Source organism: Spirulina subsalsa CS-330, assembly GCF_028330765.1.
In the GTDB taxonomy this organism is placed as follows: domain Bacteria; phylum Cyanobacteriota; class Cyanobacteriia; order Cyanobacteriales; family Spirulinaceae; genus Spirulina; species Spirulina subsalsa_A.
In genome coordinates, this window is record NZ_JAQMTY010000227.1 from 1 (window position 1) to 21989 (window position 21989).

Below are 21989 nucleotides of genomic sequence, written 5' to 3' on the forward strand. Positions count from 1 at the left end.
CAATTAAAGGACTCGCTGTCGCTCGATTTGTTTGTTGGTGCAAATTCATCTCGCCACTAAAAGGCACGTCCGCCGTTACCTTCGGTAACTCTACTCGGACTCGCTTTATAGTGGGAGTCTTCTTTGCACATTTAAGATAAGCTTTTGAGTCATGAATTGTGTCCAAGAATATCACAGGGGAGTTTGGTGCGATCGCCCATCCTCCCCCACACAAAACTCCCCAACCACAGGGGCTGAGGAGTTTTATTGATCATTGGCCCATTCAACTAACGAACCCAAAATCGGATCTAGCAATCCTATTTGATTCATGAACAGGCAAGGGGCTTAAGCCCCTTGTTGATGAGGAGATCAGATCTCCGATTGATTGAGGATCGCTATAGCTAGGACAGCGAGGCTATCTATTCTTCCTCATTGCCGGCGGCTGAATCCACCGCCACTGTTTCCATCACTTCAGGTTCATCATCCACTAATACCTCATCCGCATCACCCTGCTGTTGTTGCAGCAGTTTTTGGCGATACTTTTCAGCCATCTCATCAGCCTTCTCAAAGACTAAATCACGGTTTTTGAGCATATCACCGGGTTCCGGTTCGAGTTGCTTCGTAGACAGAGAAATCCGTCCCCGTTCGGCATCCAGATCAATGATCATCACCTTCAGTTCATCATTCACCGCAAAGACACTGTGGGGCGTGTCAATGTGGTCATGGGAAATTTCTGAAATATGGAGCAAGCCACTGACCCCACCAATATCAATGAAGGCCCCGTAAGGTTTGATGCCGCGTACCATGCCGGTAACCACTTCACCCACTTGCAGACCGTTCATCTTCCGTTCCACAAGGGCGCGGCGATGGCTGAGAACAAGACGGTTCCGATCTTCATCCACTTCTAAGAACTTCAGCGGCAGATCTTGACCCACCAAGTCTTCTTTTGCTTGACGAGTGCTGATGTGAGAACCGGGAATAAAGCCGCGCAAACCTTCGATCCGAACCAACGCCCCGCCCCGGTTGGTGGCGAAAACATTGGAGCGAACGGTAGCATCCTCAGCTTGTAACTGACGAACCCGTTCCCAAGCCCGCAGATATTCAATCCGACGAATGGACAGGGTTAACTGACCATCTTCATTCTCATCAGTCAGAATAAAGAACTCTCGCGTTTCATCCGGTTGTAGCACTTCACTGGGATCATCGACGCGGTTGATCGACATCTCTTGAATGGGAATATAGGCGGCGGTTTTAGCGCCAATGTCGATTAATGCACCTCTGGGTTCCATGCTAAACACTGTCCCCGGTACGATATCTCCTGGGCTGAAGTGATAATCGTACTGATCGAGCAGTGCGGCAAAATCTTCGTGCGTAAAACCAATGTCTTTGTTACTAGCGGTGTTCTTCTGACTGACCATGTGTGTTAGTGTGTCCTAGCTTTTAACTCCGTGACGTTTCACTGCGACGGAATCACGATTGACATATTCCCCTGCGATCAACGGCATGGGATTTTGGGATGCTGGTGCAAGACGTGGATAAACCCGTCTGATTTGTCTCTCCCCCTCGACGATGCCCCGCCGAGTTGAAGGCGTTATTGCCGTCTAGAATACGGTGAAATTGAAGCTTCTGTATGCTCAAGTTAGGCCCGATCATACAGGAGTTGATACTTCAACTCCGAGTGTATCATTTTCTTGCAAATGCACAGGATTTATATTCTAGCCCAATCGGGACATTTCGATCCAATGGTGGTGGTGAAATTAGGGGCTGAATGGACTGCAATGGCTCAATGGGGGGTAAGGGGGGATGGGGTTTTGAGCCGTTTGGCATCTTGTTCGGCTTGGTGAATCTGGAGATGGCTGAGGGTGTCGATAAAGTCTTGAATGCCGGTGAATTGGCGATAGACGGAGGCAAAGCGCACGTAGGCAACTTCGTTTTCGTGGCGGAGGGTGGAGAGGACGAGGTCACCGATTGCGGCGCTGGTGGCTTCGCGGCGGCTGCGTTGTTGGAGTTGGCTTTCAAGATCCTCGACGATCGCTTCGAGGCGATCGTGGGACATGCCGGTTTTTTCGCAGGCTCGCATAATGCCCCGCAAGAGCTTCGAGTGGTCAAAGAGTTCCCGATGGCCATCCCGTTTAATCACTGTGATCGGGACGAATTCGATCCGTTCGTAGGTGGTGAAACGGTGCTTGCAATCCATACATTCTCGCCGTCGTCGAATGCTTTTCTCGCTGTCGGTGGAGCGGGATTCGAGGACACGGCTTTCAGTGTGATGGCAGTGGGGACATTGCATGGTGCTTGGGGTATCCCTGATCTTGAACACACACAACCACAGTAGGCTTTCACTTCCGGCTAGGAAAGCAGGGGCATACTGTGGTGTTGGGTCGTGTGTTGAGTTGCAAAACAGTGGATAACAAGAGAGGTTATCTAGGGTTGAGCGATCGCCTGAATTCAGTACAGTGATTGGGGGACTGAATCCTGATTCGATCAATTTTGGGGGTTATTTCTCAATTTTGGGGGGTTCACGGAAGGCGATCGCAAAGAACAATACGCCGATCATAGCCGCAAGAACCAAGATATATGCTACGCTTTCCATCTTAAATTGTTTAAAAAATACAGCTAGCTATTAGTTTAGCAGGAAATTGTCGGGAACCAAACGATTGAATTGAAAACAAAAGGGAGAGAAATGAGGTCATTTCTCTCCCTTTTCTTCACCGTTGCCAGGCGCGATCGCCCCTGACAACAGTCTCAAGCGTCTTAGGCTTCTTTTTTGATCCGAGTGGATTTATCACCCACTTTCGCAAATACACCCCATTCCACTTGTTCTTCAAGGTCAGCACCAACCCCCGCAAACACGTCGCGGTAGAGAGTACGAGACCCATGCCAAATGTGACCGAAGAAGAAGAGCAGGGCAAACACAGCGTGACCAAAGGTAAACCAGCCACGGGTCGAGGTACGGAAGACCCCATCCGATCCCAAGGTTTCCCGATCAAAGTTGAAGGGTTGACCCAATTGGGCTTTCCGGGCAAATTGCTTCACTTGTTGGGGGTCGGTGAAGGTTTGACCATCGAGAGACCCACCGTAGAAGCTGACTTCAACACCAGCTTGCTCAAAGCTGTATTGAGATTCTGCCCGTCGGAACGGAATATCCGCACGCACCACACCATCCGCATCGGTTAAGACCACGGGGAAGGTTTCAAAGAAGTTCGGGAGACGGCGCACGAAGAGTTGACGACCTTCGCTATCTTTGAAGACGGGGTGACCCAACCATTCTTGGGCAATACCGTCCCCGTTCACCATCGGCCCAACGCGGAAGAGACCACCTTTAGCGGGGCTGTTGCCCACGTAGTCGTAGAAGGCGAGTTTGTCGGGAATTTTCGACCAAGCTTCAGCGTAGGTTTCACCGTCAGCCAGGCTGGCTTCGATGCGGTTTTCGATTTCAGCTTGGAAGTACCCTTGATCCCATTGATAGCGGGTGGGGCCAAACAGTTCGATCGGGGTGGTGGCGCTGCCGTACCACATCGTTCCAGCCACCACGAAGGCAGCAAAGAAGACGGCGGCAATACTGCTCGACAGCACGGTTTCGATGTTCCCCATCCGCAGGGCTTTGTAGAGCCGTTCGGGGGGACGTACCGTGAGGTGGAACAGTCCGGCGATGATGCCGACAATACCCGCTGCAATGTGGTGAGCGACAACGCCCCCCGCGTTGAAGGGGTTAAAGCCGGCGGGGCCCCATTCTGGGGCGACGGGCTGGATATGCCCGGTCAGCCCGTAGGGGTCGGAGACCCACATCCCTGGCCCGAAGAGGCCGGTGAGGTGGAATGCACCAAAGCCGAAGCAGAGTAAGCCGGACAAGAATAAGTGAATCCCAAACATTTTGGGCAAGTCGAGGGCGGGTTCGCCGGTGCGGGAGTCGATAAAGAGTTCGAGATCCCAATAGACCCAGTGCCAGCAGGCAGCGAGGAATAGTAAACCGGAGAGAACGATGTGAGCGATCGCCACCCCTTCAATGGACCAGAAACCCGGATCAACATAGGGTTCGCCGGTAACGTTCCAGCCGCCCCATGAGGACGTTACACCGAGTCGCGCTAAGAACGGCATCACGAACATCCCTTGCCGCCACATCGGGTTGAGGACGGGATCACTGGGATCAAAGATGGCGAGTTCGTAAAGTGCCATGGAACCGGCCCAACCCGCAACGAGGGCCGTGTGCATTAAATGCACAGAAATGAGCCGCCCCGGATCGTTTAGGACGACTGTATGTACTCTGTACCAAGGTAGTCCCATCGACTACGCTCCTCCTATTGAAAATAGTGTCTAGTCAGATTTTGTTTTTAACTGAAGCTTGAGCAGCTATCGGCCGAAATCGTCTCAAACGAAAGACTTCAAGCGTTTAGTCTGCCAAACTACGGACAAAGCTGAAAGTTGTTTAAAGAAGTGTAAACGATTGTGAGAGGGAATCGCAAGGTGATTTTAAGGGATTAAGCGTGCTGAAGAAGAGTACGGGATATCAGGGCTTAGGGGGAGTGGCGGGGGAAGCGCGATCGCCCTCTCACTCCCATCCCCCAACGCTGACCCAAAACCGCGCCCAGTTTCACCCCTGAATGCCTCCATACCCTAGGGGCGCAACAGACTCTCCGCCGTGGTCAGCCGATGAATGACCTGATCCGCATCCATCAGCCGCTTCAGCATGACCTGACCAATGGTCGCCGCCGCCGGGTGAGCCGGTTCCGGACGCACCTCCAACATCAAAACCGCCTCTTCTGCCTCGTAGAGCCACAGGGTTTCCCCCTGCTCCACTAAACCCAGGTTGAGCCGTTGAATCTTGGGTTTTCGCCGCCAAGTGGCTTCATTCCAAATTCCGCCGAACTCCCACACTCGACCCACTAGCCATCCTTCCGATAGAAAAAAATAACGAGTCATCGTTCTAGTACCTCACCATGAATCAACACGTCAGCCTGCGGAATTCCCTTGATCTCGCCCCCCTCAACCATTACCGCAGCCCCAATTGCGCTGAGGATGATTTTTTTGCCGCGAAACCGTTAAAACTTTCTAAAAAGAATCTATCTATCACGCGGATCGTCCGTAGCCTAACGTCATAGAATACCAGTAACCTACTCCTCGGCTCTTGGGGAATGGCATGGTACTGCGAACACAGAGGAACAGATAATGGGGCAACTGGATAGATCATCGGACTTACATGCTGACTCACCAGAAACAACAGATCAGAGCCTTTCGTCTCTTACCCAAGAGCTAGAGAATCTTAAGCACAGTCTCGTGATGCAGCTCAAGCAGGAAATCAATCAACTGCAAGAGCGCAAAACTGAACTCATCAACGAGACATTGACCCTAGAGCGCCAGCGAGACGAGCAGATCAAGCAACAGCAAGCCATCTCGCAAGATCTCGCCCCCATGATTGCGGAGCAACTACTCGATTACATCCGGAGCCAATCCCACCCCAATGCTGCGCCACCGGGAACCCTGCCCAATGGGGCCCTCGACAACTACAACGATAATGCCTATCGCCTGATTAGCTCCCTCGATACCACCCTGCGCACCACCTTTCGCACCCTCCAGCAAGATCTCAACAGCTATCAAAGCACCCTGTCACAGCAGTTGGGGCAAATGTACAGCTTGGAGCAGCAAGGAGAGGCGATCCTCGAAGCGTTGGTGAGTCGGTTAAAAACAGAACTGCGGACAGATGGGACTCCGGACGGGGATGCCGCCACGGCCATTCAGCCCCCCCGCACCGTCGGCCAACCCGAAACGACCCAGACGACCCCAACGACCCAGACCGATCCTCAACCCCAAACCCCTGACCCTTCTAGCCGTACACCCTCTAGCCCTCCCCCCCCGAAAAAAGTCAAGTTTTCTACACTCCAACTGGGTTTCCTGTTGGTGATGTTTTCCTCCTTGGCGTTGTCGCTGCAAAATGTCGTCATTTCGATCATTTTGAACGAGTCGTCTCTATTTGGTGTGTTCAGCACTGGGGGCTATATTTCGCCGAGTTTTGGTAACTCCCTGATGATTCTGTTCATGCGGATGGTGGTGGTTGTGCCCTTAATGGCGGTGTTGGCACAGATTCTCTATCCCAATAGTTGGTCAGATATTCAGCGATTTCTCAAAGCGAAAGACTGGATCGGCTATGCCTATGTGACGGGGTGTGGATTTTTCCTCTTTGTCTCGTCGGCGTTGATTTATATGGCCCTGGGGGCATTGTCTCCGGGGGTGGCGTTGACGCTGTTTTTCATTTTCCCGATTGTGACGGTGTTGTGTTCCTGGCTCTTTTTTGGGGAGCAGCCCTCGATCGTGCGCTGGGGGGCAACCTTTACGGTGTTTTTAGGGGTGGTGTTGATTGCGTCTCCCGGTGGGGCAGCCACTGCCACTATGAGCACCGAAGGCATTGCCGCTGCCATTGGTGCGGGGGTGACGTTTGCCTTTCATGTGCTTTTGATTCAGGCCTGTACGAAACGACTGCATCCTGTGCCGTTTAGTGTGGTGAATTTCGTCGTGATTTTGATTTTCTCGGCGTTGAGCCTCTTTTTGCCCTTTACCCAAAGCACGATTAATGTTGATCCGGGGATGTGGCCGAATTTGATCATTAGTGGGTTTGTGTTGGGGGCGTTGACGCTGTTGAGCTATCTCTCGAATAATGTGGGGATTAGCTATATCGGGGCGGCGCGGGCTTCGATTTTCGGGGCTTCGGGGCCAGCCTTAACGTCGTTGTTGGCTTGGATTATGATTGGTCGGGATATGAGTTCGATGCAGTTGGTGGGGATGGTGATTGTGTCCCTGGGCGTGCTGGGGCAGAACTTGGAGCGTTTTTTGAAAAAACCGGCGAAGTGAGGTGAACTGATGGCCAGTGCAGAATTTGACGGTGCGGTGCGGTGGACACCGGCGGCTCGTCAGAAATTGAATAATATTCCGTATTTTGTGCGATCGCAGGCTCGACAACGGATCGAAGCGTTGACCCGTGAAACTGAGGATGGCATCGTGACTGAGGCGATCGTGGAGCAGGCGCGGCTGGAATTTGGGCAGTGAGATTGCAGGATGAAGCGCGATCGCTTCACAATAGAGTAAAGAACTGTAAATTTTCTGACGGCTCTCAAAACGCTTATGTTGACCCTCGATTCTGCCCCCCACCCTGCCCATGACCCCCTCGCCCTCGATTGTGATCTAGCCATCATCGGGGGGGGAATTGTGGGCGCAACGTTAGCGGCGGCGCTTCAGGGGTCGGGCTTGCGGATTTGTCTGTTCGAGGCGAATTCCCTCACGGGCTTAAAACAGCGTCAACGGGCCTATGCGGTGTCGCTCCTGTCGAGCCAAATTTTCAGCGGGATCGGGATTTGGGAAAAAATCGCCCCGCAGATCGCTCCCTTTCGGCGGATTCAACTGTCCGATGCGGACTATGGGCGGACGGTGGGTTTTGGGCCGGAGGATGTGGGCTTGCTCGCCTTGGGTTATGTGGCAGAACATCAGGTATTGACGGCAGAGCTTCAGGCGTTTCTGGCTGCCTCGCCCCAGGTGCAATGGCGATGTGAGTCCCAAGTGACCCAGGTTGAACCCGGAACTGATTACACCGTGGTGCATTACCGCCAGGGGGAAGAGGCGAAACAGGTGAAAACGCGGTTAGTGGTCGGGGCGGATGGGGCGCGATCGCCCATTCGCCAACAGGCGCAGATTCACACCAAAGGCTGGAAATACTGGCAGTCCTGCGTTACCTTCACGATTCGCCACCAAAACCCCAGTAACGACACCGCCTACGAACGCTTTTGGTATGACGGGCCGATGGGGGTGCTGCCCCTGCCGGGGAATCGCTGCCAAGTGGTCTGGACGGCTCCCCATGCCGAAGCTAAGGCCCTGCAAGCCTTGGAGCCGGATCGCTTTTTACACCGCTTTGCCGAACGGACGCAGCATAGTTTTACCGGGTTGGAGGTGATTAGCGATCGCTTCCTCTTTCCCGTGCAGTTGATGCAGAGCGATCGCTACAGTCAGCCCCGCCTCGCCCTGATCGGGGATGCCGCCCACTGTTGCCATCCCGTCGGCGGCCAAGGCTTAAACCTCGGCATCCGCGACGCTGCCGCCCTCGCCGAAGTCCTCACCACCGCCCACCGTAACGGCGAAGACCTCGGCTCTCCCGCCGTCCTCAACCGCTACGAACGGTGGCGCAAACCAGAAAATTGGGTCATTCTCGCCTTTACCGATTTTCTCGATCGCTTCTTTTCCAATCGCATCGCGCCCATCGTCGCCCTCCGTCGTCTCGGCCTCTGGGTGCTCCATCTCATTTATCCGGCGAAAATCCTCGCCCTCCGCCTGATGACCGGACTCCTTGGCCGGATGCCCAAGATCGCCCAATCGGGTCAATAACGCCCGATCCCCATGGCTCAAAGGGTCAAAAACCTGCAAGGATTAATCCCTTTTTCGGAGTTGGTTTGGGTCGTTGATTAGCGGTATTGTGCAAAGAGATAGTATTTGTCTCCATGACCTCTTTATGATTGCCTCCTCACACACGCCGGTCAGTGCCAATCTGACCATCACCCATCTCGATACCACACCCGCCAGCGAAATCACCCCCGCCGGTCAAGATGTGATTGCAGGTCTCAGCCAACCTCAAAAAACCCTGCCGCCTCGCTATTTCTATGATGAACGCGGCTCACAACTGTTTGAACAGATTTGTAGCACGCCGGAATATTACCCCACCCGTACTGAGGCGGGCATCTTGCGTCGGTATGCCCATGATTTGGCCCAACGGACGGGCATCTGTGAGCTAGTGGAATTGGGCAGCGGCAGTTCTACGAAAACCCGCTACATTCTCAGTGCCTATGATCAATTGGATGCGCCGTTTTACTACGTGCCCATTGATGTCAGTCAAGAAATTCTCGTAGCCAGTGCCGAGCAATTGCTCCAGGACTATCCGCGTTTGCAGGTGCAGGGGCTGGTGGGAACCTATGAACAGGCGATCGCCCATTTACCAGAATCCCCCGTCGGATCGCGGCTGGTGATTTTTCTGGGTAGTACCTTGGGGAATTTTTCGGCGGCGGATTGCGATCGCTTCTTTGTTGAGTTAGATAACGCCCTTAACCCCGGTGATTATGTGCTCTTAGGGGTGGATCTGCAAAAACCCAAGGAGATTTTAGAGGCGGCCTATAACGACGCGGCAGGGATAACGGCAGCGTTTAACATCAATATGTTGGCCCATCTCAATGGGCGGTTTGGGGGCAATTTTGACCTCGACCAGTTTACCCATCGCGCCCTGTATAACGAAGCGGCGGGCCAGATGGAAATGTATTTGGATAGTCAGCGATCGCAAACCGTCCACCTCCGCGATCTGGATTTCACCATCAACATTGCGGCGGGGGAAAGTCTCCACACAGAAATTTCGCGCAAATTCAACCTCGACCACCTCCACGCCGATCTCCAACGCCACCACCTCACCCCCCGCCAAGTCTGGACGGATGATCAGCAGTGGTTTGGCCTCGTCCTCTGTCAGCGGTAATCCTGAGAGGGCTATGGCTGAGGGGAGTTATTCGCGTCGCGTCTCCGGAGGCGATCGCCCCCCTTCCCCAGGCTCAGGGTTCGATGGTGTTAAGAATCCGTACAACCTGATCAAAACCATCGCAGAAACAGGCTAGCCTCAATCATTACTGATGCTGTCGCCGCGATTTTTTTCAGATGCTAAACCGTCGTAATTTCCTTAACACCGCTGCCCTCACCACCACCGCCAGTCTGGTGGCCTGTAGTCAAGGGGCGACCTCCTCCACTTCTGCCACCGCTGAAGATAGCCTCCCCCGCGTGGAGTGGCGCATGGCCACCAGTTGGCCCCAGTCCCTCGATACGATTTTTGGGGGGGCGACAACGGTGTGCGATCGCATCCGTGAAGCCACCGGGGGACGCTTCGACATTACCCCCTTCGCCGCCGGGGAAATCGTCGGCGGTCTCGAAGTCATGGATGCGGTGCAAAATGGAGCCGTGGAATGTGGCCACACCGCCGACTATTACTACATTGGCAAAAGTGCCGCCCTCGCCTTTGGGGCCAGCGTCCCCTTTGGCCTCACCGCCCAACAGCAAAACGCCTGGCTCTACTTCGGCGGCGGCTTAGAACTCATCCAAAACATCTACGCCGATTTCAACATCATCAACTTCCCGGCGGGGAATACTGGCGCTCAAATGGGAGGCTGGTACAAAACAGAAATTCAATCCGTGGCTGACCTCAACGGCCTCAAAATGCGGATTCCTGGTTTAGGGGGAAAAGTAATGGCGAAATTGGGGGTAAATGTGCAGGTGTTGCCGGGGGGCGATACCTTTGTGGCGTTGGATCGAGGCGCGATCGATGCGGCGGAATGGGTGGGCCCCTACGATGATGAAAAATTAGGACTCCATCAGGCCGCGAAATTCTACTATTACCCCGGCTGGTGGGAACCCGGCCCGACCTTGGATTTACTAATCAGCCGCGCCGCCTGGGACAAACTCCCCCCCGAATATCAAGCCATTCTCCAAGCCGCCGCCAAGGAAGCCAACCTCACCATGTTGGCCCAATACGACAGCCTCAACCGTGCCGCGTTGATTCGTCTCCAAGGGGAGGGCGTGCAACTACGCACCTACAGCCCTGAAATTCTCGCCGCTGCCCAAACCGCCACCCAGGAATTATTTGAGGAAAGCAGCGCCGAGGATGAAACCTTCCGCACGGTGTATGAGCAGTGGGAGCAGTTCCGGCAAGAGGTGGTGGCCTGGAATGCGATTAATGAGTTGAGCTTTACTCGCTTCGTCGCCCCGGAAAGCTAGACGATAGTGAGTTAGCGCGTGGTTGTCGTATTATGGCACAGCTAAACTAGTGCTTTATTGTAGTGTCGTGGCACGTCTTAAGTTATGCAATGGCTGCGATCGCTGAAATATCTGTGCTTGGTGCGTTACGCTTCGCTAACAGCACCCTACTTAATGCCTTACTTTAGCCGTGTCAATCTAGTAGGGTGGGTTAGGCGGCTAGAATATTAGGCTATAACTGCAATCTAACAATCCGCCGTAACCCACCCATTTAAAGGGACAGCAGCAAGTTAGGCGGCAGCGAGCGAGAAGCTCGCACGACAGAGCCTCTGGCTTGCTCCCGATCGCACCCTTCGCTATTGCTCACCGTCAAAACTGCATCCAGCAAAATCGGTGATGTCGGTGAGGCTGGCCATGTAGCCTAAGAGGCGCGGGCATCGATCCACGAGGCGGTTAAAGCGTTTGCGGGAGAGGGAGAGGAGGCTACAGTCGGTGCTGGCGATCGCACTAAATTGCACCCTGGCATCTTCCCACAGGCCGATCGCGCCAAACCCTTCCCCCTGGGTCAAAATACAAGCGTGTTCTTTGAGCAACACATCGCCGTCGTAGATTAGATAGAACTTTTGGAGGCGATCGCCCGGTGAGCAGATCACCTCGCCCGCCTGAAAATCGTGCTGATTAAACCCCACATTCACGGTTTCGAGTTCGTCTAAGGTCAAGCGACCCAACCACGACTGGGTTTTTAAAAACAAAAGTTGCGTGAGAAACCAATCATGCTCCGGAATGCGAGTCTGTTGGCCACTGTGGAGGGACTCCGCGAGGCGTTGGACGAGGGGGTGAGGGTCACTACAGAGGGGGAGGGGAACCGGGTCGCCGCCGTGGGAAAGGATCAGGAAACCACTGAGGCGCAGCCAAGGATCATCCGCATTGAGGAGTTCTTGTACGAGGATGGAGCGTTTGGTGAGCAGGTTGGCGGCGGGTTGGGGGGCAATGGGGTCATCGGTTTCGAGGAGATGGATGATCGGGACGATGAAGCGGCGCAACGAGCTAGCGGCGAGGGTTTCGATCGCATTGGCCCGACGGCGGCGATCGCGGGTGTGCAGAGCCTGCTCCAGTTGCGGCAGGAGATGGTTGCGATCCATCGCCCGGAGAACAGCAAAGACGCGATTGATAATGCGCTGCTGGGCATCGAGGAGAATCGCCCGCACGATCTGCCACAGGGGGGAATCGCTGGGCAGTTGTATCAGCCATTGTTCGATTTGGACGGCGCGTTGGTAATCGGGGCGGAGAAAATGATAGAGGGTGTCGGTGGCTTGGCGGGTATTGATCCGACCGATGGCCGCGATCGCCGCTTCCACCACCTCAAACCGTCGCGACGCGAGATACACCTTGCTCACCCGCAGGCTTTTGTTGCCATAGTTTCCCAACGCTTGCGCCGCCCAGAGCCGCACGGAGAGATAGGGACTTTCTAGCCCCACCGCCACATCCAAGAGCAAGCGCGGATTTTGCAACACACCCACGAGTTGGAGCGCGATCGCCCGCACCAGGGGATCAAAGGTCGTGAGTTCGCGCTCCACTAACTTCACCAAAGCCGTTTCCCCCGGCCGGGCCAACCGTGCCAAGGTTTCCAACCCAGCCCGTACCACCTCCACCGACCCATCTTGTAACAGATGCTGCACCATCGGAATCAGACGATGATCCCGTGCGCCCCGAATGGCCCGAATCATCTGTAACCGATCCTCGGAGGTTAACGGCAGCGTCGTCCAAATTTGGGAGCAATGGTGTTGAAGGGAGGTCTCGGCGGGGTGGAAGAGTTGAGCGGCGATACAGGTGAGGCCTTGGGTGATGGGGTCGTCATGGTCTGCGAGGAGGCGCTGAATTTGGAGGGCGGCGAGGGGAGTCCGCCGGGTGATCAGGGCTTCGAGACTGAGCGATCGCACCTGAGGCTGCTCACTGTCGAGATGGCAATGGAGATAATGGGTCAAGGTGGGGTGAGGGTTCCGCGCCAAAAACCGGATCAAATGCCGCTGTAATACAGGATCATCGGTGGTCAGAAGGGGATCAATGTCCGGGAAACAGTTTTGGGGGTTTTTCAGTTGGGTGGCGAGACTCAAGCCCAAGACTTGGGATTGACGCTCCTCGCTACGCAGGAGGGTATCCACTTGGCTGTTGTACTGCGTCGAAAGTCGGGCCAACCCGTCGCGTACCTGTTCCCATTGCACCGTCCCCGTTTGCAACATCCGCAGCAGCGATCGCACATAACTCCGCCCCATCCCGTAGCGCACCCCCACAAACACCCCACTCAACCCCATGCCAACATAGGCAATTTGGGTTAAGCTCAGGCCCCGCTGGGCCGCCGCCAACACCAGACCCGCCACCGCCAACCCCATCGCATAGGCCAACCCATTACTCATCGCCCGCACTTGCCCCACCCACCCGTAGGGCACAGCATTGTAATTCAAAGAATGGATCGGTTGATTGAGACTGTCATCCAACCCATCATTGGTGAGGTTTGCCCACACCGCCCAGGGGAGCGAGAGAGACCGGCCTAAGCCGGTAAAGGCGATCAGAGTGGCCAGCGGATAGACCAGATTCATCATTCCCACCCCGAACCAGCGCAACAGGGGCCGCGTCAGGCAATAGAGCACCACGAAGGGGATGATATTGTTCACCATCCGGAGCGTGCCGAGGAACTGGGTGAGTTGTTCGCGATCGCCAAAGGTCTGCATATAGACCGCGAAGTAAATATATTCCCCAATGCAGTAGAGGAGAATAAACAAAAACGTACTCGCCGCCAGAAAAAACACGATGGGATAACTGGGTAAGGTGGCCCAGGTTAACGGCAGTGAGGGGGGAGCGGCTTCATCTTCCGGAGTTGAAGCGGTCAGGGGCGTGAGCGATCGCTCCACCCCCCACAACTGGCCCCACAGCAGCCCCGCCAACACCGGCAACACCCAAAGCAAATTAGGGGTGCTCAACCAACGGGCTAGCCCCGTCGCCAACCCCCCACCCAATAGGCCCCCCACCGCCATCGCCATCCGCAACGCCGCCGCATAGCGATTCCAATCCAAACTCGTAAAATAGTCCGTCACCAAACTCGGCAACATCACCTCCAACATCAAAATCCATTGAATATAGAGGCCCACATAGAGCAGGTAGTAGGTCACGGGAGGATACAGCCCCAACCCCAACCGCAGCAGCACCGTGAACGCGATCGCCACCCACACGATCCGCCGAAACAAGCGCGGCCGATGCACCTGATCCACAATTCGCGCCAACCCCAAATAGATCGGCACCGACACCCCCCCCATCACCACATAGGCCAACGGCAGCCCCGTCGTCCCCACCACCGTTAAAAACAACGCACTCCCCACCACCAACCCCATAATGCTCAGAGCCGTCGTCGTCACCGACACCAGCAACAACTGCATCAAGGTGCGCTGCTGTTCCGTCACCCCCAGGGAGCGATACCAGTCCTGAATGATCACGGTTCTATGCCGCATCGGATGGGGGACTGACCCCATGACCGAGCACCCGATACACCTGTTTTTGTAAAAAGATCTGGACTAAGTCAAAATTCAGACGGCCTTTATCGGCCTCTTCCCCTAAGACCTTCACAACGATGTGTAAAGGCAGGGGACGTTTATAGGGGCGATCCGCAGCGGTGAGGGCATCGTAAATATCAGCGATCGTCATCATCTGGGTTTGAATGGGGATTTGATCGCCTTTGAGTCCTTGGGGGTAGCCGCTGCCGTCGAGTTTTTCATGGTGACCGTAGGCAATGATCGGCACGGATTTTAACTGTTTCGTCCAAGGGATTTGCTTGAGAAATTCGTAGGAATAGGTGACATGGGCTTGAATGACCTGCCATTCCATTTGGGTGAGATTACCCGTGGGCAGCATTAACTGCTCAATTTCCTGGGGGGTGAGGAGGGGTTGTAGTTCGCCGTTCACGTCGCGGTATTTGTATTCGGCGAGGGCGGTGAGGTCGGCTAATACATCATCGGCCAGGGCTTCAAAGCGTTTGTTGGAGAGGGCTTCGGGTTCATTGAGTTCCCACAGCAGAGCTTGGTATTGGTGTAACGTTGCGATCGCCCGTTCCAGTTGCTGATCCAACCCCTTGAGATGGTCACAATGGGCGCAGGGTTGGCCCGCGTGATGGCCATGGCTGGCATGGTTGACAAGATAGGCATATTTCGCTTCGGCGCATTCGAGTTGTAGGGTGCGCTGGGCCACCGCAAAGCGTTGTTGAATCACCGCCAGTTGTTCCGGATAGAGCTTTTTCCGTTTGTTGAGAATCGCTTCAGGTACGCCCACTTTCCCGAAGTCATGGAGCAAGGAGGCATAGCGGATTTCTTGGATCTGACGGTGATCAAATTGCAGCCGACCCAACGGCCCCCCTTTCACATCGCTGATCGTGTGGGCGAGGGCAACGGTGAGATCCGCCACCCGCTCAGAATGGCCCGAGGTGGTGGGATCACGGGATTCAATCACCTGGACTGAGGCTTTCACGAACCCTTCAAACAGATGCTCAATATTGTTTTGGAGGGTGTTGCGTTCGATGGAAATAGCGGCTTGGGAGGCGAGCGATCGCACAATGCGCTCTTCCCACACGGAATAGGACTGCGTCACATGGAGCGTGTTATCCGGCGTGAGTTTAATCGTGGCATCTAGTTTACGGTTAATGAGTTGCAACACCCCGATGGTCTCGCCGGTATTGTCTTGCATCGGCAACACCAACACAGAACAGGTGCGATAGTCAAAATCCTGGTCGAAGTTGCGATCGAGGGTGTAGGGTAAGCCGGGCGGAATCGTTTGCGCGTCGGGAATATTTAACGTGCGTCCGGTGAGGGCCACATAGCCCGCCAAGCTGTGGGGGGTAATCGGAATCGCAAACTCCCGCAGCGGCACATGGGGAATGGAATCATTTTGAGCAACTTTAAACAGCAGGCAGGTGCTATCATCATCCATTCGTTCAACAAGAAAGACGCTCCCGGCATCACTACAGGTGATCTCGCGGCTCTTGGTGAGAATGAAGGCTAAGAGTTCTTCGAGATCCTGCGCGACCGATAGGGCACTGCCAATGGACAATAGTTTTTCTACTAACTCAATGCGATCGCCTGAAATAACTGACAGGTCTGACCCTGAACTGTGCGATACATGAGAAGTCATGACAGTTAATGAGGAATGAATGAAAAAAACAATGCAACTATATTCTCAAGGATAGTACCCTAGCAGCCGATGGAGATGGGGAACGATACTAATTGTATCGAGTTCGATCCAGATTGTTGGCGGTGGTAATTTCTTGCCACGATGGAATAATCGCGGGGACTCCTTGATCGGTAAAATTGACCTGACATTGAGGGGGTTGAGGGGATGAATCGTAAGCGATGGCGGCGGATCTTGATTGGGGAATGGTCGTGGGTGCGACTGGTGCGATCGCTGGTGCTGATCTATGCGATCGTTGCCCTCTATGTCTTCTTCCGAGCCGATGCGATGATCTTCGTCCCCGGCCCCGCGAGTTATCAGGATGATGCCCACAGTTTAAAACTGCCCGTCTCGCCCCAGGAGACCATCAGCGCCGTCTTTTACCCCAACCCCAACGCCACCTATACCCTGCTCTATTCCCACGGCAACGCCGAAGATCTCGGTGACATTGACCCCATTCTTCAGGAACTCGTGGCGGCGGGGTTTAACGTCTTGGCCTACGACTATCGCGGCTATGGAACGAGCGACGGCACACCCTCCGAAGCCCATACCTACGTTGATATCACCGCCGCCTATGATTACCTCACCCAAAAACGCGGGATTGAGGGCGATCGCATCCTCCTCCTCGGTCGTTCCGTCGGCGGTGGCCCCGCCGCTGATCTCGCCACCCGCGTTCCCGTGGCTGGCCTCATTCTCGAAAGTACCTTCACCACCGCGTTTCGCACCGTCATTCCTATCCCTATTTTTCCCTTTGAAAAATTTAACACGATCGCCAAACTTGCAGCGGTGAATTGTCCTGTTTTGGTGATCCATGGCACAGCGGATCAGACCATTCCCCTCGATCATGGTCAACAACTTTGGGCCGCCGCCCCTGATCCCAAACAATTCTTTTGGGTACAAGGAGCCGGGCACAATGATTTGATCTGGGTCGCCGGTTCCGCCTACAGAAAAACCCTCCAGGATTTTACCGAAGAGCTTGAAGAGCGTAGTCTAAAATAGAGGTTCAGCCAAGATAAATTCTGGGACAGATTGATAGTTACTGGGAAATTATACCCGATGGGATTCTCACTATCCTTAGGGAACGACCCAGATCTTTAGACGGTTAAACTGGGGTAGAGGTTGATCCGATACTCCGGCCAGCTAGTGGTCTGGGTTGGCTTGTTTGTCCGATTCAATCACTGAAAACCGTCTCCCATGCTCCACGGTTCTACCCTCACTCTTAATGTCAAACGTGAATACAGACCAGGGATCATTCATTGAGTTAACGGCTTGGGATTGCCTGCGATCGCCCCTGTGGATTGTGAATCCTGAAACAGCACGGATTCGCTGGGCCAATTCTGCCTGTTTTACTCTGATTGGCATCGAAGCACTCGACGCATTGACCCAATACCTCACCCCCTGCCATGAAGCCCTCGTCCGTCAGTGGCTTGCCTCACCCTCCCAACCGCCATGGGTGGTGACTCAATCCCTTGACCTCCCCGGCAAAGGGCCGGTGGCACTCACCCTCCAAGCCTCACCGTTGCCCTCAGCATTGGGGTCAGGATGGTTAGTGGAAGGGGTGGCGGCGATCCCCGTTCCCCTAGGGATTGTCGCGAATCAAGCTTTGTCTATCCTTGACCATAGCCCCGATGGCCTGCGGCTATATTATTTAAACGGTGAATTTCTCTGGCAAAATGCGATCGCTGCCCAACGGCATCCCGATCCCCAGTCTCTACCCGACGACTATGCCCACACACCAATTCTTCACGATCTCCTCGCACACCTCCAGACCAGCACCCCCTACTCCACAGAATTTGAACAAACTCTGCAAGCAGAATCCCGCTGGATTGCCCTGGATTTGACCATCATTCCCGGTCAAGACCCGGCCTATCCCCTCGCACTCATCCGCGAAAAAGACCGCACCGAGCATCACCAGCAAACCACAACGCAACAAAACCTCACCGCCAAGCTCACCTTTATGATCCAAGCCACAACGGACGGGTTTTGGGAATGGGATCTACGTCAGGATCATGTCCTGTGGTCAACGTCATTCTATCGGTTGCTGGGTCTTGATCAGGAGATGGAGCTTTCCTTTGATGTGGTGCAGGCATTAGTCCATCCCGATGATGCCGATCGCCATCAGCGAGTGGTGCAAGAGTATTTGCAAACCGGTGGACTGTATCAAATTGAGCTCCGGATGCGCCACCAGGAAGGGCATTATCTGTGGATTTTGGCCCAGGGCGCAAGTTTAAGGGATGGCGAACAGATTTTGGGCATGGCAGGGACGATTCAAAACATTACCGAGCAGAAGCGCCATGAGGCCCTCTTGATGGGACAAAAAAAAATCCTCCAAGCGATTGTGACGGATGTCCCCCTCACCAAAATTCTCACTGATTTAATTCTGGTGATTGAAAGTCAATTGTCTGACCTCCGGGGAGCCATCTTAATCTACGATCCGGCGAGCCATACCTTACAGAACGGGGTTGCTCCGAGTCTCTCGCCGGCCTATTCAGCAGCCATCAATGGGTTGCCGGTGGCGGAAAATCAGGGGTCTTGTGGTACGGCAGCCCATCGTCGTGAGCCGGTGATTGTGGCGGATATTGCCACCCATCCCGCCTGGGAAAACAGTCGCAAACTTGCCCTCAAATATGACTTGCAGGCTGCCTGGTCGATGCCAATCTTGACGGCGACGGGGGACTTGTTAGGGACGTTTTGTTTTTATGCCGCCACGCCTCGCCATCCCACCGTTGCCGAGCGGCAATTGTTGTGGGAAGCGACCCACCTGGCGGGGATTGCCCTCGAACGCCAACGGGCCAAATTTCAGCAACAAGAGTCAGAGCAGGCGTTACGCCAGAGTGAGCAGCGGTTTCGGCATTTGTTTGAGGAAGTGCCCTCAATTGCGGTGCAGGGGTATGACCGCGATCGCCGCGTCATTTTTTGGAATCGTGCCAGCGAAAAGCTCTACGGCTACAGCGCCGCCGAAGCTCTGGGGCAGCGGCTCGAAGACCTCTTAGGCTTACCCGATCAACGGGAGGTGTTAGTCGCATTTATGGACGACAGCTTCCAAAACCCTACGGTTCCCCGCAGTCAAGAAGTGCAACTGCGCACCAAAACCGGCGCAATCCTGACGGTCTATGCCAGTGCGGTGTTAATTCCCAATTTAACGGGAGAGTTGGAACTGTATTGCTTGGATGTGGATTATAGCGATCGCGCCCGGGCCGCCCAAGCCCTCCGCGAAAGCGAAGCCCGGGCCCGCGAAACCTCCCAAATGCTCACCCACTTTAGCCGCAACCTCAAAGAACTCCACCGCCTCAGCACCCACTCCTATAACCGCTTTGCCGAACTCTGTAAGGCTTACCTGACGGCCGGGTGTCAACTATTAAATTTGCCCGTGGGTATGATTCTGCAAATTCAAGGCGGCCACTGTCACCTGGACTCTTTTCAGACCGAGCAGCCCAGCTTGAGCGTGGCAGTAGACGGCTTATTACCCCTCAGCCGCATCTATGAACAGGTCGTGATCTTTGAGCGTCGCACCCAGATCAGTACAACCGCTGAAACCGCAACGATCCACCCCTTGGCCCCGCATCTTCCCATCGCGACTTGCATTAGCACCCCCATCCAAATTGAAACGGGAATCTATGGGATCTTGAGCTTTGCCAGTCCTGTCCCGCGTCAGTCGCCGTTTATGGATCATGAGCAGGAGATTCTCGAACTGATGGCGCGGGATTTGGGGCGGTTCATCATGACCTATCGCAGCGAACTCCATCGCCAATCGGTGGAATCGGCGCTGCGCCATAGTGAAATGAAATACCGCAGTATTTTTGAAAATATTAACCAGGGCATTTTTCAAACCACCCTAGAAGGACGCTATCTGGATGCCAATCCATTTTTAGCCCGGCTCTATGGCTATAGGTCTCCGATGGATTTGATTCGCAATTTAACGAATATTGGCCGTCAACTGTATGTGAACCCTTCCCGTCGCTGGGAGTTAATCCAAAAAACCCAGACCGATGGGATGATCTACCATGAAGAATCCCAGGTCTATCGGCGCGATCGCACAGTGATTTGGATTGCCGAAACCCAACGGGCCGTCTACGACAATAACGGCAATCTGCTCTATTTTGAAGGCACGGTGGAGGACATCACCGCCCGTCGCCACGCGGAAGCGGAACTCCACTACAACGCCTACCATGACCCATTAACCCAACTGCATAATCGCACCTGGTTTACAGAACAACTTCAGCAGGCGATCGCCGCCGCCCCCACCGAGGCAGCCTACCCCTACGCGGTGTTGTTCATTGACCTCGATCGCTTCAAAATCATTAACGATGGTCTGGGGCATATTGTCGGGGATCACCTCCTCAAAGCGGTTGCCCAACGCCTGCGCGACTCCCTCACCGCACCGGCTAAGTTAGCCCGCTTTGGGGGGGATGAATTTGCCGTTTTACTGGAAAACCTCGACCCGGAGGCGGTGAAAGCGATCGCCACCCATCTCGTGCAGCAGATGCAATGCCCGATCTGCCTTGACCAACGCACGTTTTCCGTCTGTGCCAGTATCGGCATTGTCTTTAGCGATACCGCCACCTACGAACGTCCCGATCAACTCCTGCGGGATGCCGACCTTGCCATGTACCGCGCCAAAGGCCAAGGGGGCAATAGCTACGCCTGTTTTGAACCGTCGATGTTCCCCCTCGCCCTCACCCGGTTGAACCTAGAGCACGACATCAAACGCGCCCTTGAGCTTCAAGAACTCCAACTCCACTATCAGCCGATCATGGATCTGAAAACCCATCGGGTCTACGGCTTTGAAGTGCTGTTGCGGTGGTGTCATGGTGAGCGGGGTTGGATTACCCCCGATGAATTTATTCCGGTGGCGGAGGAAACGGGGGAAATTCAAAGCATTGGCCTCTGGGTGCTAGAACAATCCTGCCGCCAGTTGGCCCAGTGGCGATCGCAGATCCCCGCCATGGCCGACCTCGTCCTCACGGTCAATGTCTCGCCCGTGCAGTTGAAATATAGCGATCTGGTCGATCGCATTCAACACCTTCTCGACCGTTTCCACCTACCTCCCACCCAGTTAAAACTAGAAATCACTGAAACCGGCTTTCTCGCCATGACCACCGTAGACTGTGCTATTTTCCAACAGATGCGCGATCTGGGCGTGGGTCTTTGCATTGATGACTTTGGGACGGGCTATTCCTCCTTGAGTCGTCTCCATACGTTACCGATCAGCACGATTAAAGTAGACCGCTCCTTTGTCAATGACATTGATACCGATGATGCGAAAGTGGTGATCGCCCAAACAATTATTGACCTGGCCCATAATATCGGCACGGATGTGGTGTCCGAAGGGATTGAAACCGAAGCCCAGCGCGATACCGTCCTGGCGTTGGGGTGTGAGTTGGGGCAGGGCTATTGGTTTTCCCGTCCGATGGATGCCGAACGGGCGGAGCGGTGGTTTTGCGATCGCCTCCCTTAACCCGGTCGTTGCCGCTGCCCATAGGCGATCAACCCCGTCAACAAGCCCGCCCCCAAGAGGTATTTAAACAGATCCGGAATCAGCGGTTGCGGTGAGAAAAACGCCTCAATCACCCCCGCCACGATCAACAACACCACCACCCCAAACAGCAGCCGCGCCGCTTCGCCCCCGTAATATTGCAACGCATCCCGCCGCCCATAGACCCCCGGCCAGAGCAACGCCCGCCCCAACAACAACCCCACCGCCCCCGCAACGAAAATGGCCGGCAGTTCTAAGGCTCCATGGGGGAGTACAAAAGCCCAAAACGGCATTGCTAAACCCTGTTGGGCGACGAGGGTGGCGGCTGTCCCCAATAAAATGCCATTGATCACGAGGATATACACCGTCAGCACCCCCGCCGCGATCCCCCCAGCGGCGACAGTGAAGGAAACCCGCAAATTGTTGATCTTGACATACTCCCCCACTAAACCCTACGGGCTATAGTGGGGGATTCTGAACAGCCAGTTACCTGACCATTTATCCACTCAAACAACGAGAGTTGCAGAGGGTTGCTAGGCTCAACGACTAACGCCATTGATTTATCCTG

15 protein-coding genes are annotated in these 21989 nt (G+C 54.6%); 7 read left to right on the forward strand and 8 right to left on the reverse strand.

Annotated elements, in window-relative coordinates:
- Window positions 1-398: 398 nt before the first annotated feature.
- From PN477_RS15620 to PN477_RS15640, 5 genes are all read right to left on the reverse strand, one after another.
- Window positions 399-1397: a 30S ribosomal protein S1 gene (locus tag PN477_RS15620; RefSeq protein WP_072619382.1), complete on the reverse strand. Its 999-nt coding sequence runs from the start codon at window positions 1395-1397 to the stop codon at window positions 399-401.
- A 365-nt stretch (window positions 1398-1762) separates the two neighbouring features.
- The gene (gene nrdR / locus PN477_RS15625; RefSeq protein WP_272119492.1) at window positions 1763-2269 is read right to left on the reverse strand and encodes a transcriptional regulator NrdR; all 507 of its coding nucleotides are present in this window, start codon (window positions 2267-2269) and stop codon (window positions 1763-1765) included.
- A 207-nt stretch (window positions 2270-2476) separates the two neighbouring features.
- On the reverse strand, window positions 2477-2572 hold the full coding sequence (locus PN477_RS15630; RefSeq protein ID WP_072619384.1) for a photosystem II reaction center protein T: 96 nt from the start codon (window positions 2570-2572) through the stop codon (window positions 2477-2479).
- Window positions 2573-2733: 161 nt separating this feature from the next.
- Window positions 2734-4263, reverse strand: coding sequence for a photosystem II chlorophyll-binding protein CP47 (psbB, locus tag PN477_RS15635; RefSeq protein ID WP_272119497.1), 1530 nt, complete (start codon window positions 4261-4263; stop codon window positions 2734-2736).
- Window positions 4264-4593: 330 nt separating this feature from the next.
- Window positions 4594-4899, reverse strand: coding sequence for a hypothetical protein (locus PN477_RS15640; protein WP_272119499.1), 306 nt, complete (start codon window positions 4897-4899; stop codon window positions 4594-4596).
- A gap of 357 nt (window positions 4900-5256) precedes the next feature.
- Here PN477_RS15640 and PN477_RS15645 point away from each other — a divergent pair, with 357 nt between their 5' ends.
- From PN477_RS15645 to PN477_RS15665, 5 genes are all read left to right on the forward strand, one after another.
- A complete protein-coding gene (locus tag PN477_RS15645) occupies window positions 5257-6822 on the forward strand; it encodes a DMT family transporter (RefSeq protein WP_272119514.1) in 1566 nt (521 codons plus the stop codon).
- Window positions 6823-6831: 9 nt separating this feature from the next.
- The gene (locus PN477_RS15650) at window positions 6832-7017 is read left to right on the forward strand and encodes a PCP reductase family protein (protein WP_272119501.1); all 186 of its coding nucleotides are present in this window, start codon (window positions 6832-6834) and stop codon (window positions 7015-7017) included.
- Window positions 7018-7092: 75 nt separating this feature from the next.
- A complete protein-coding gene (locus PN477_RS15655; RefSeq protein WP_272119503.1) occupies window positions 7093-8343 on the forward strand; it encodes an FAD-dependent hydroxylase in 1251 nt (416 codons plus the stop codon).
- 124 nt (window positions 8344-8467) lie between these two features.
- Window positions 8468-9472 carry an L-histidine N(alpha)-methyltransferase gene (gene egtD / locus PN477_RS15660; protein ID WP_272119504.1) on the forward strand — a complete coding sequence of 335 codons (1005 nt, stop codon included), beginning with the start codon at window positions 8468-8470 and terminating at the stop codon, window positions 9470-9472.
- Between the two features lie 176 nt (window positions 9473-9648).
- Window positions 9649-10758, forward strand: coding sequence for a TRAP transporter substrate-binding protein (locus PN477_RS15665; RefSeq protein ID WP_272119505.1), 1110 nt, complete (start codon window positions 9649-9651; stop codon window positions 10756-10758).
- A 335-nt stretch (window positions 10759-11093) separates the two neighbouring features.
- Here the strand turns inward: PN477_RS15665 and PN477_RS15670 are convergent, their stop codons facing one another.
- Both PN477_RS15670 and PN477_RS15675 read right to left on the reverse strand, forming a co-directional pair.
- Window positions 11094-14225, reverse strand: a complete 3132-nt coding sequence (locus PN477_RS15670) for a cyclic nucleotide-binding domain-containing protein (RefSeq protein WP_272147422.1) — start codon at window positions 14223-14225, stop codon at window positions 11094-11096.
- A 4-nt stretch (window positions 14226-14229) separates the two neighbouring features.
- Entirely contained in the window at window positions 14230-15909 is a 1680-nt protein-coding gene (locus PN477_RS15675) for an HD family phosphohydrolase (RefSeq protein WP_272119507.1), read from the reverse strand.
- A gap of 204 nt (window positions 15910-16113) precedes the next feature.
- Between PN477_RS15675 and PN477_RS15680 the strand changes: the two genes are divergently transcribed.
- Entirely contained in the window at window positions 16114-16944 is an 831-nt protein-coding gene (locus PN477_RS15680) for an alpha/beta hydrolase (protein ID WP_272119508.1), read from the forward strand.
- A 223-nt stretch (window positions 16945-17167) separates the two neighbouring features.
- The gene (locus PN477_RS15685) at window positions 17168-21403 is read left to right on the forward strand and encodes a sensor domain-containing phosphodiesterase (RefSeq protein WP_272147424.1); all 4236 of its coding nucleotides are present in this window, start codon (window positions 17168-17170) and stop codon (window positions 21401-21403) included.
- On the opposite strand, the gene PN477_RS15690 is transcribed toward PN477_RS15685, so the two are convergent.
- The gene (locus tag PN477_RS15690; protein WP_272147426.1) at window positions 21400-21867 is read right to left on the reverse strand and encodes a stage II sporulation protein M; all 468 of its coding nucleotides are present in this window, start codon (window positions 21865-21867) and stop codon (window positions 21400-21402) included. The genes PN477_RS15685 and PN477_RS15690 overlap by 4 nt on opposite strands.
- Window positions 21868-21989: the final 122 nt, after the last annotated feature.

Coding starts and splice junctions, on each gene's coding strand:
- PN477_RS15685 (WP_272147424.1), top strand. CDS start 17,168: ATGTCAAACGTGAATACAGACCAGGGATCATTCATTGAGTTAACGGCT.
- PN477_RS15655 (WP_272119503.1), top strand. CDS start 7,093: ATGTTGACCCTCGATTCTGCCCCCCACCCTGCCCATGACCCCCTCGCC.
- PN477_RS15680 (WP_272119508.1), top strand. CDS start 16,114: ATGAATCGTAAGCGATGGCGGCGGATCTTGATTGGGGAATGGTCGTGG.
- psbB (WP_272119497.1), bottom strand. CDS start 4,263: ATGGGACTACCTTGGTACAGAGTACATACAGTCGTCCTAAACGATCCG.
- PN477_RS15675 (WP_272119507.1), bottom strand. CDS start 15,909: ATGACTTCTCATGTATCGCACAGTTCAGGGTCAGACCTGTCAGTTATT.
- nrdR (WP_272119492.1), bottom strand. CDS start 2,269: ATGCAATGTCCCCACTGCCATCACACTGAAAGCCGTGTCCTCGAATCC.
- PN477_RS15650 (WP_272119501.1), top strand. CDS start 6,832: ATGGCCAGTGCAGAATTTGACGGTGCGGTGCGGTGGACACCGGCGGCT.
- PN477_RS15630 (WP_072619384.1), bottom strand. CDS start 2,572: ATGGAAAGCGTAGCATATATCTTGGTTCTTGCGGCTATGATCGGCGTA.
- PN477_RS15665 (WP_272119505.1), top strand. CDS start 9,649: ATGCTAAACCGTCGTAATTTCCTTAACACCGCTGCCCTCACCACCACC.
- PN477_RS15645 (WP_272119514.1), top strand. CDS start 5,257: ATGCAGCTCAAGCAGGAAATCAATCAACTGCAAGAGCGCAAAACTGAA.
- egtD (WP_272119504.1), top strand. CDS start 8,468: ATGATTGCCTCCTCACACACGCCGGTCAGTGCCAATCTGACCATCACC.
- PN477_RS15620 (WP_072619382.1), bottom strand. CDS start 1,397: ATGGTCAGTCAGAAGAACACCGCTAGTAACAAAGACATTGGTTTTACG.
- PN477_RS15640 (WP_272119499.1), bottom strand. CDS start 4,899: ATGACTCGTTATTTTTTTCTATCGGAAGGATGGCTAGTGGGTCGAGTG.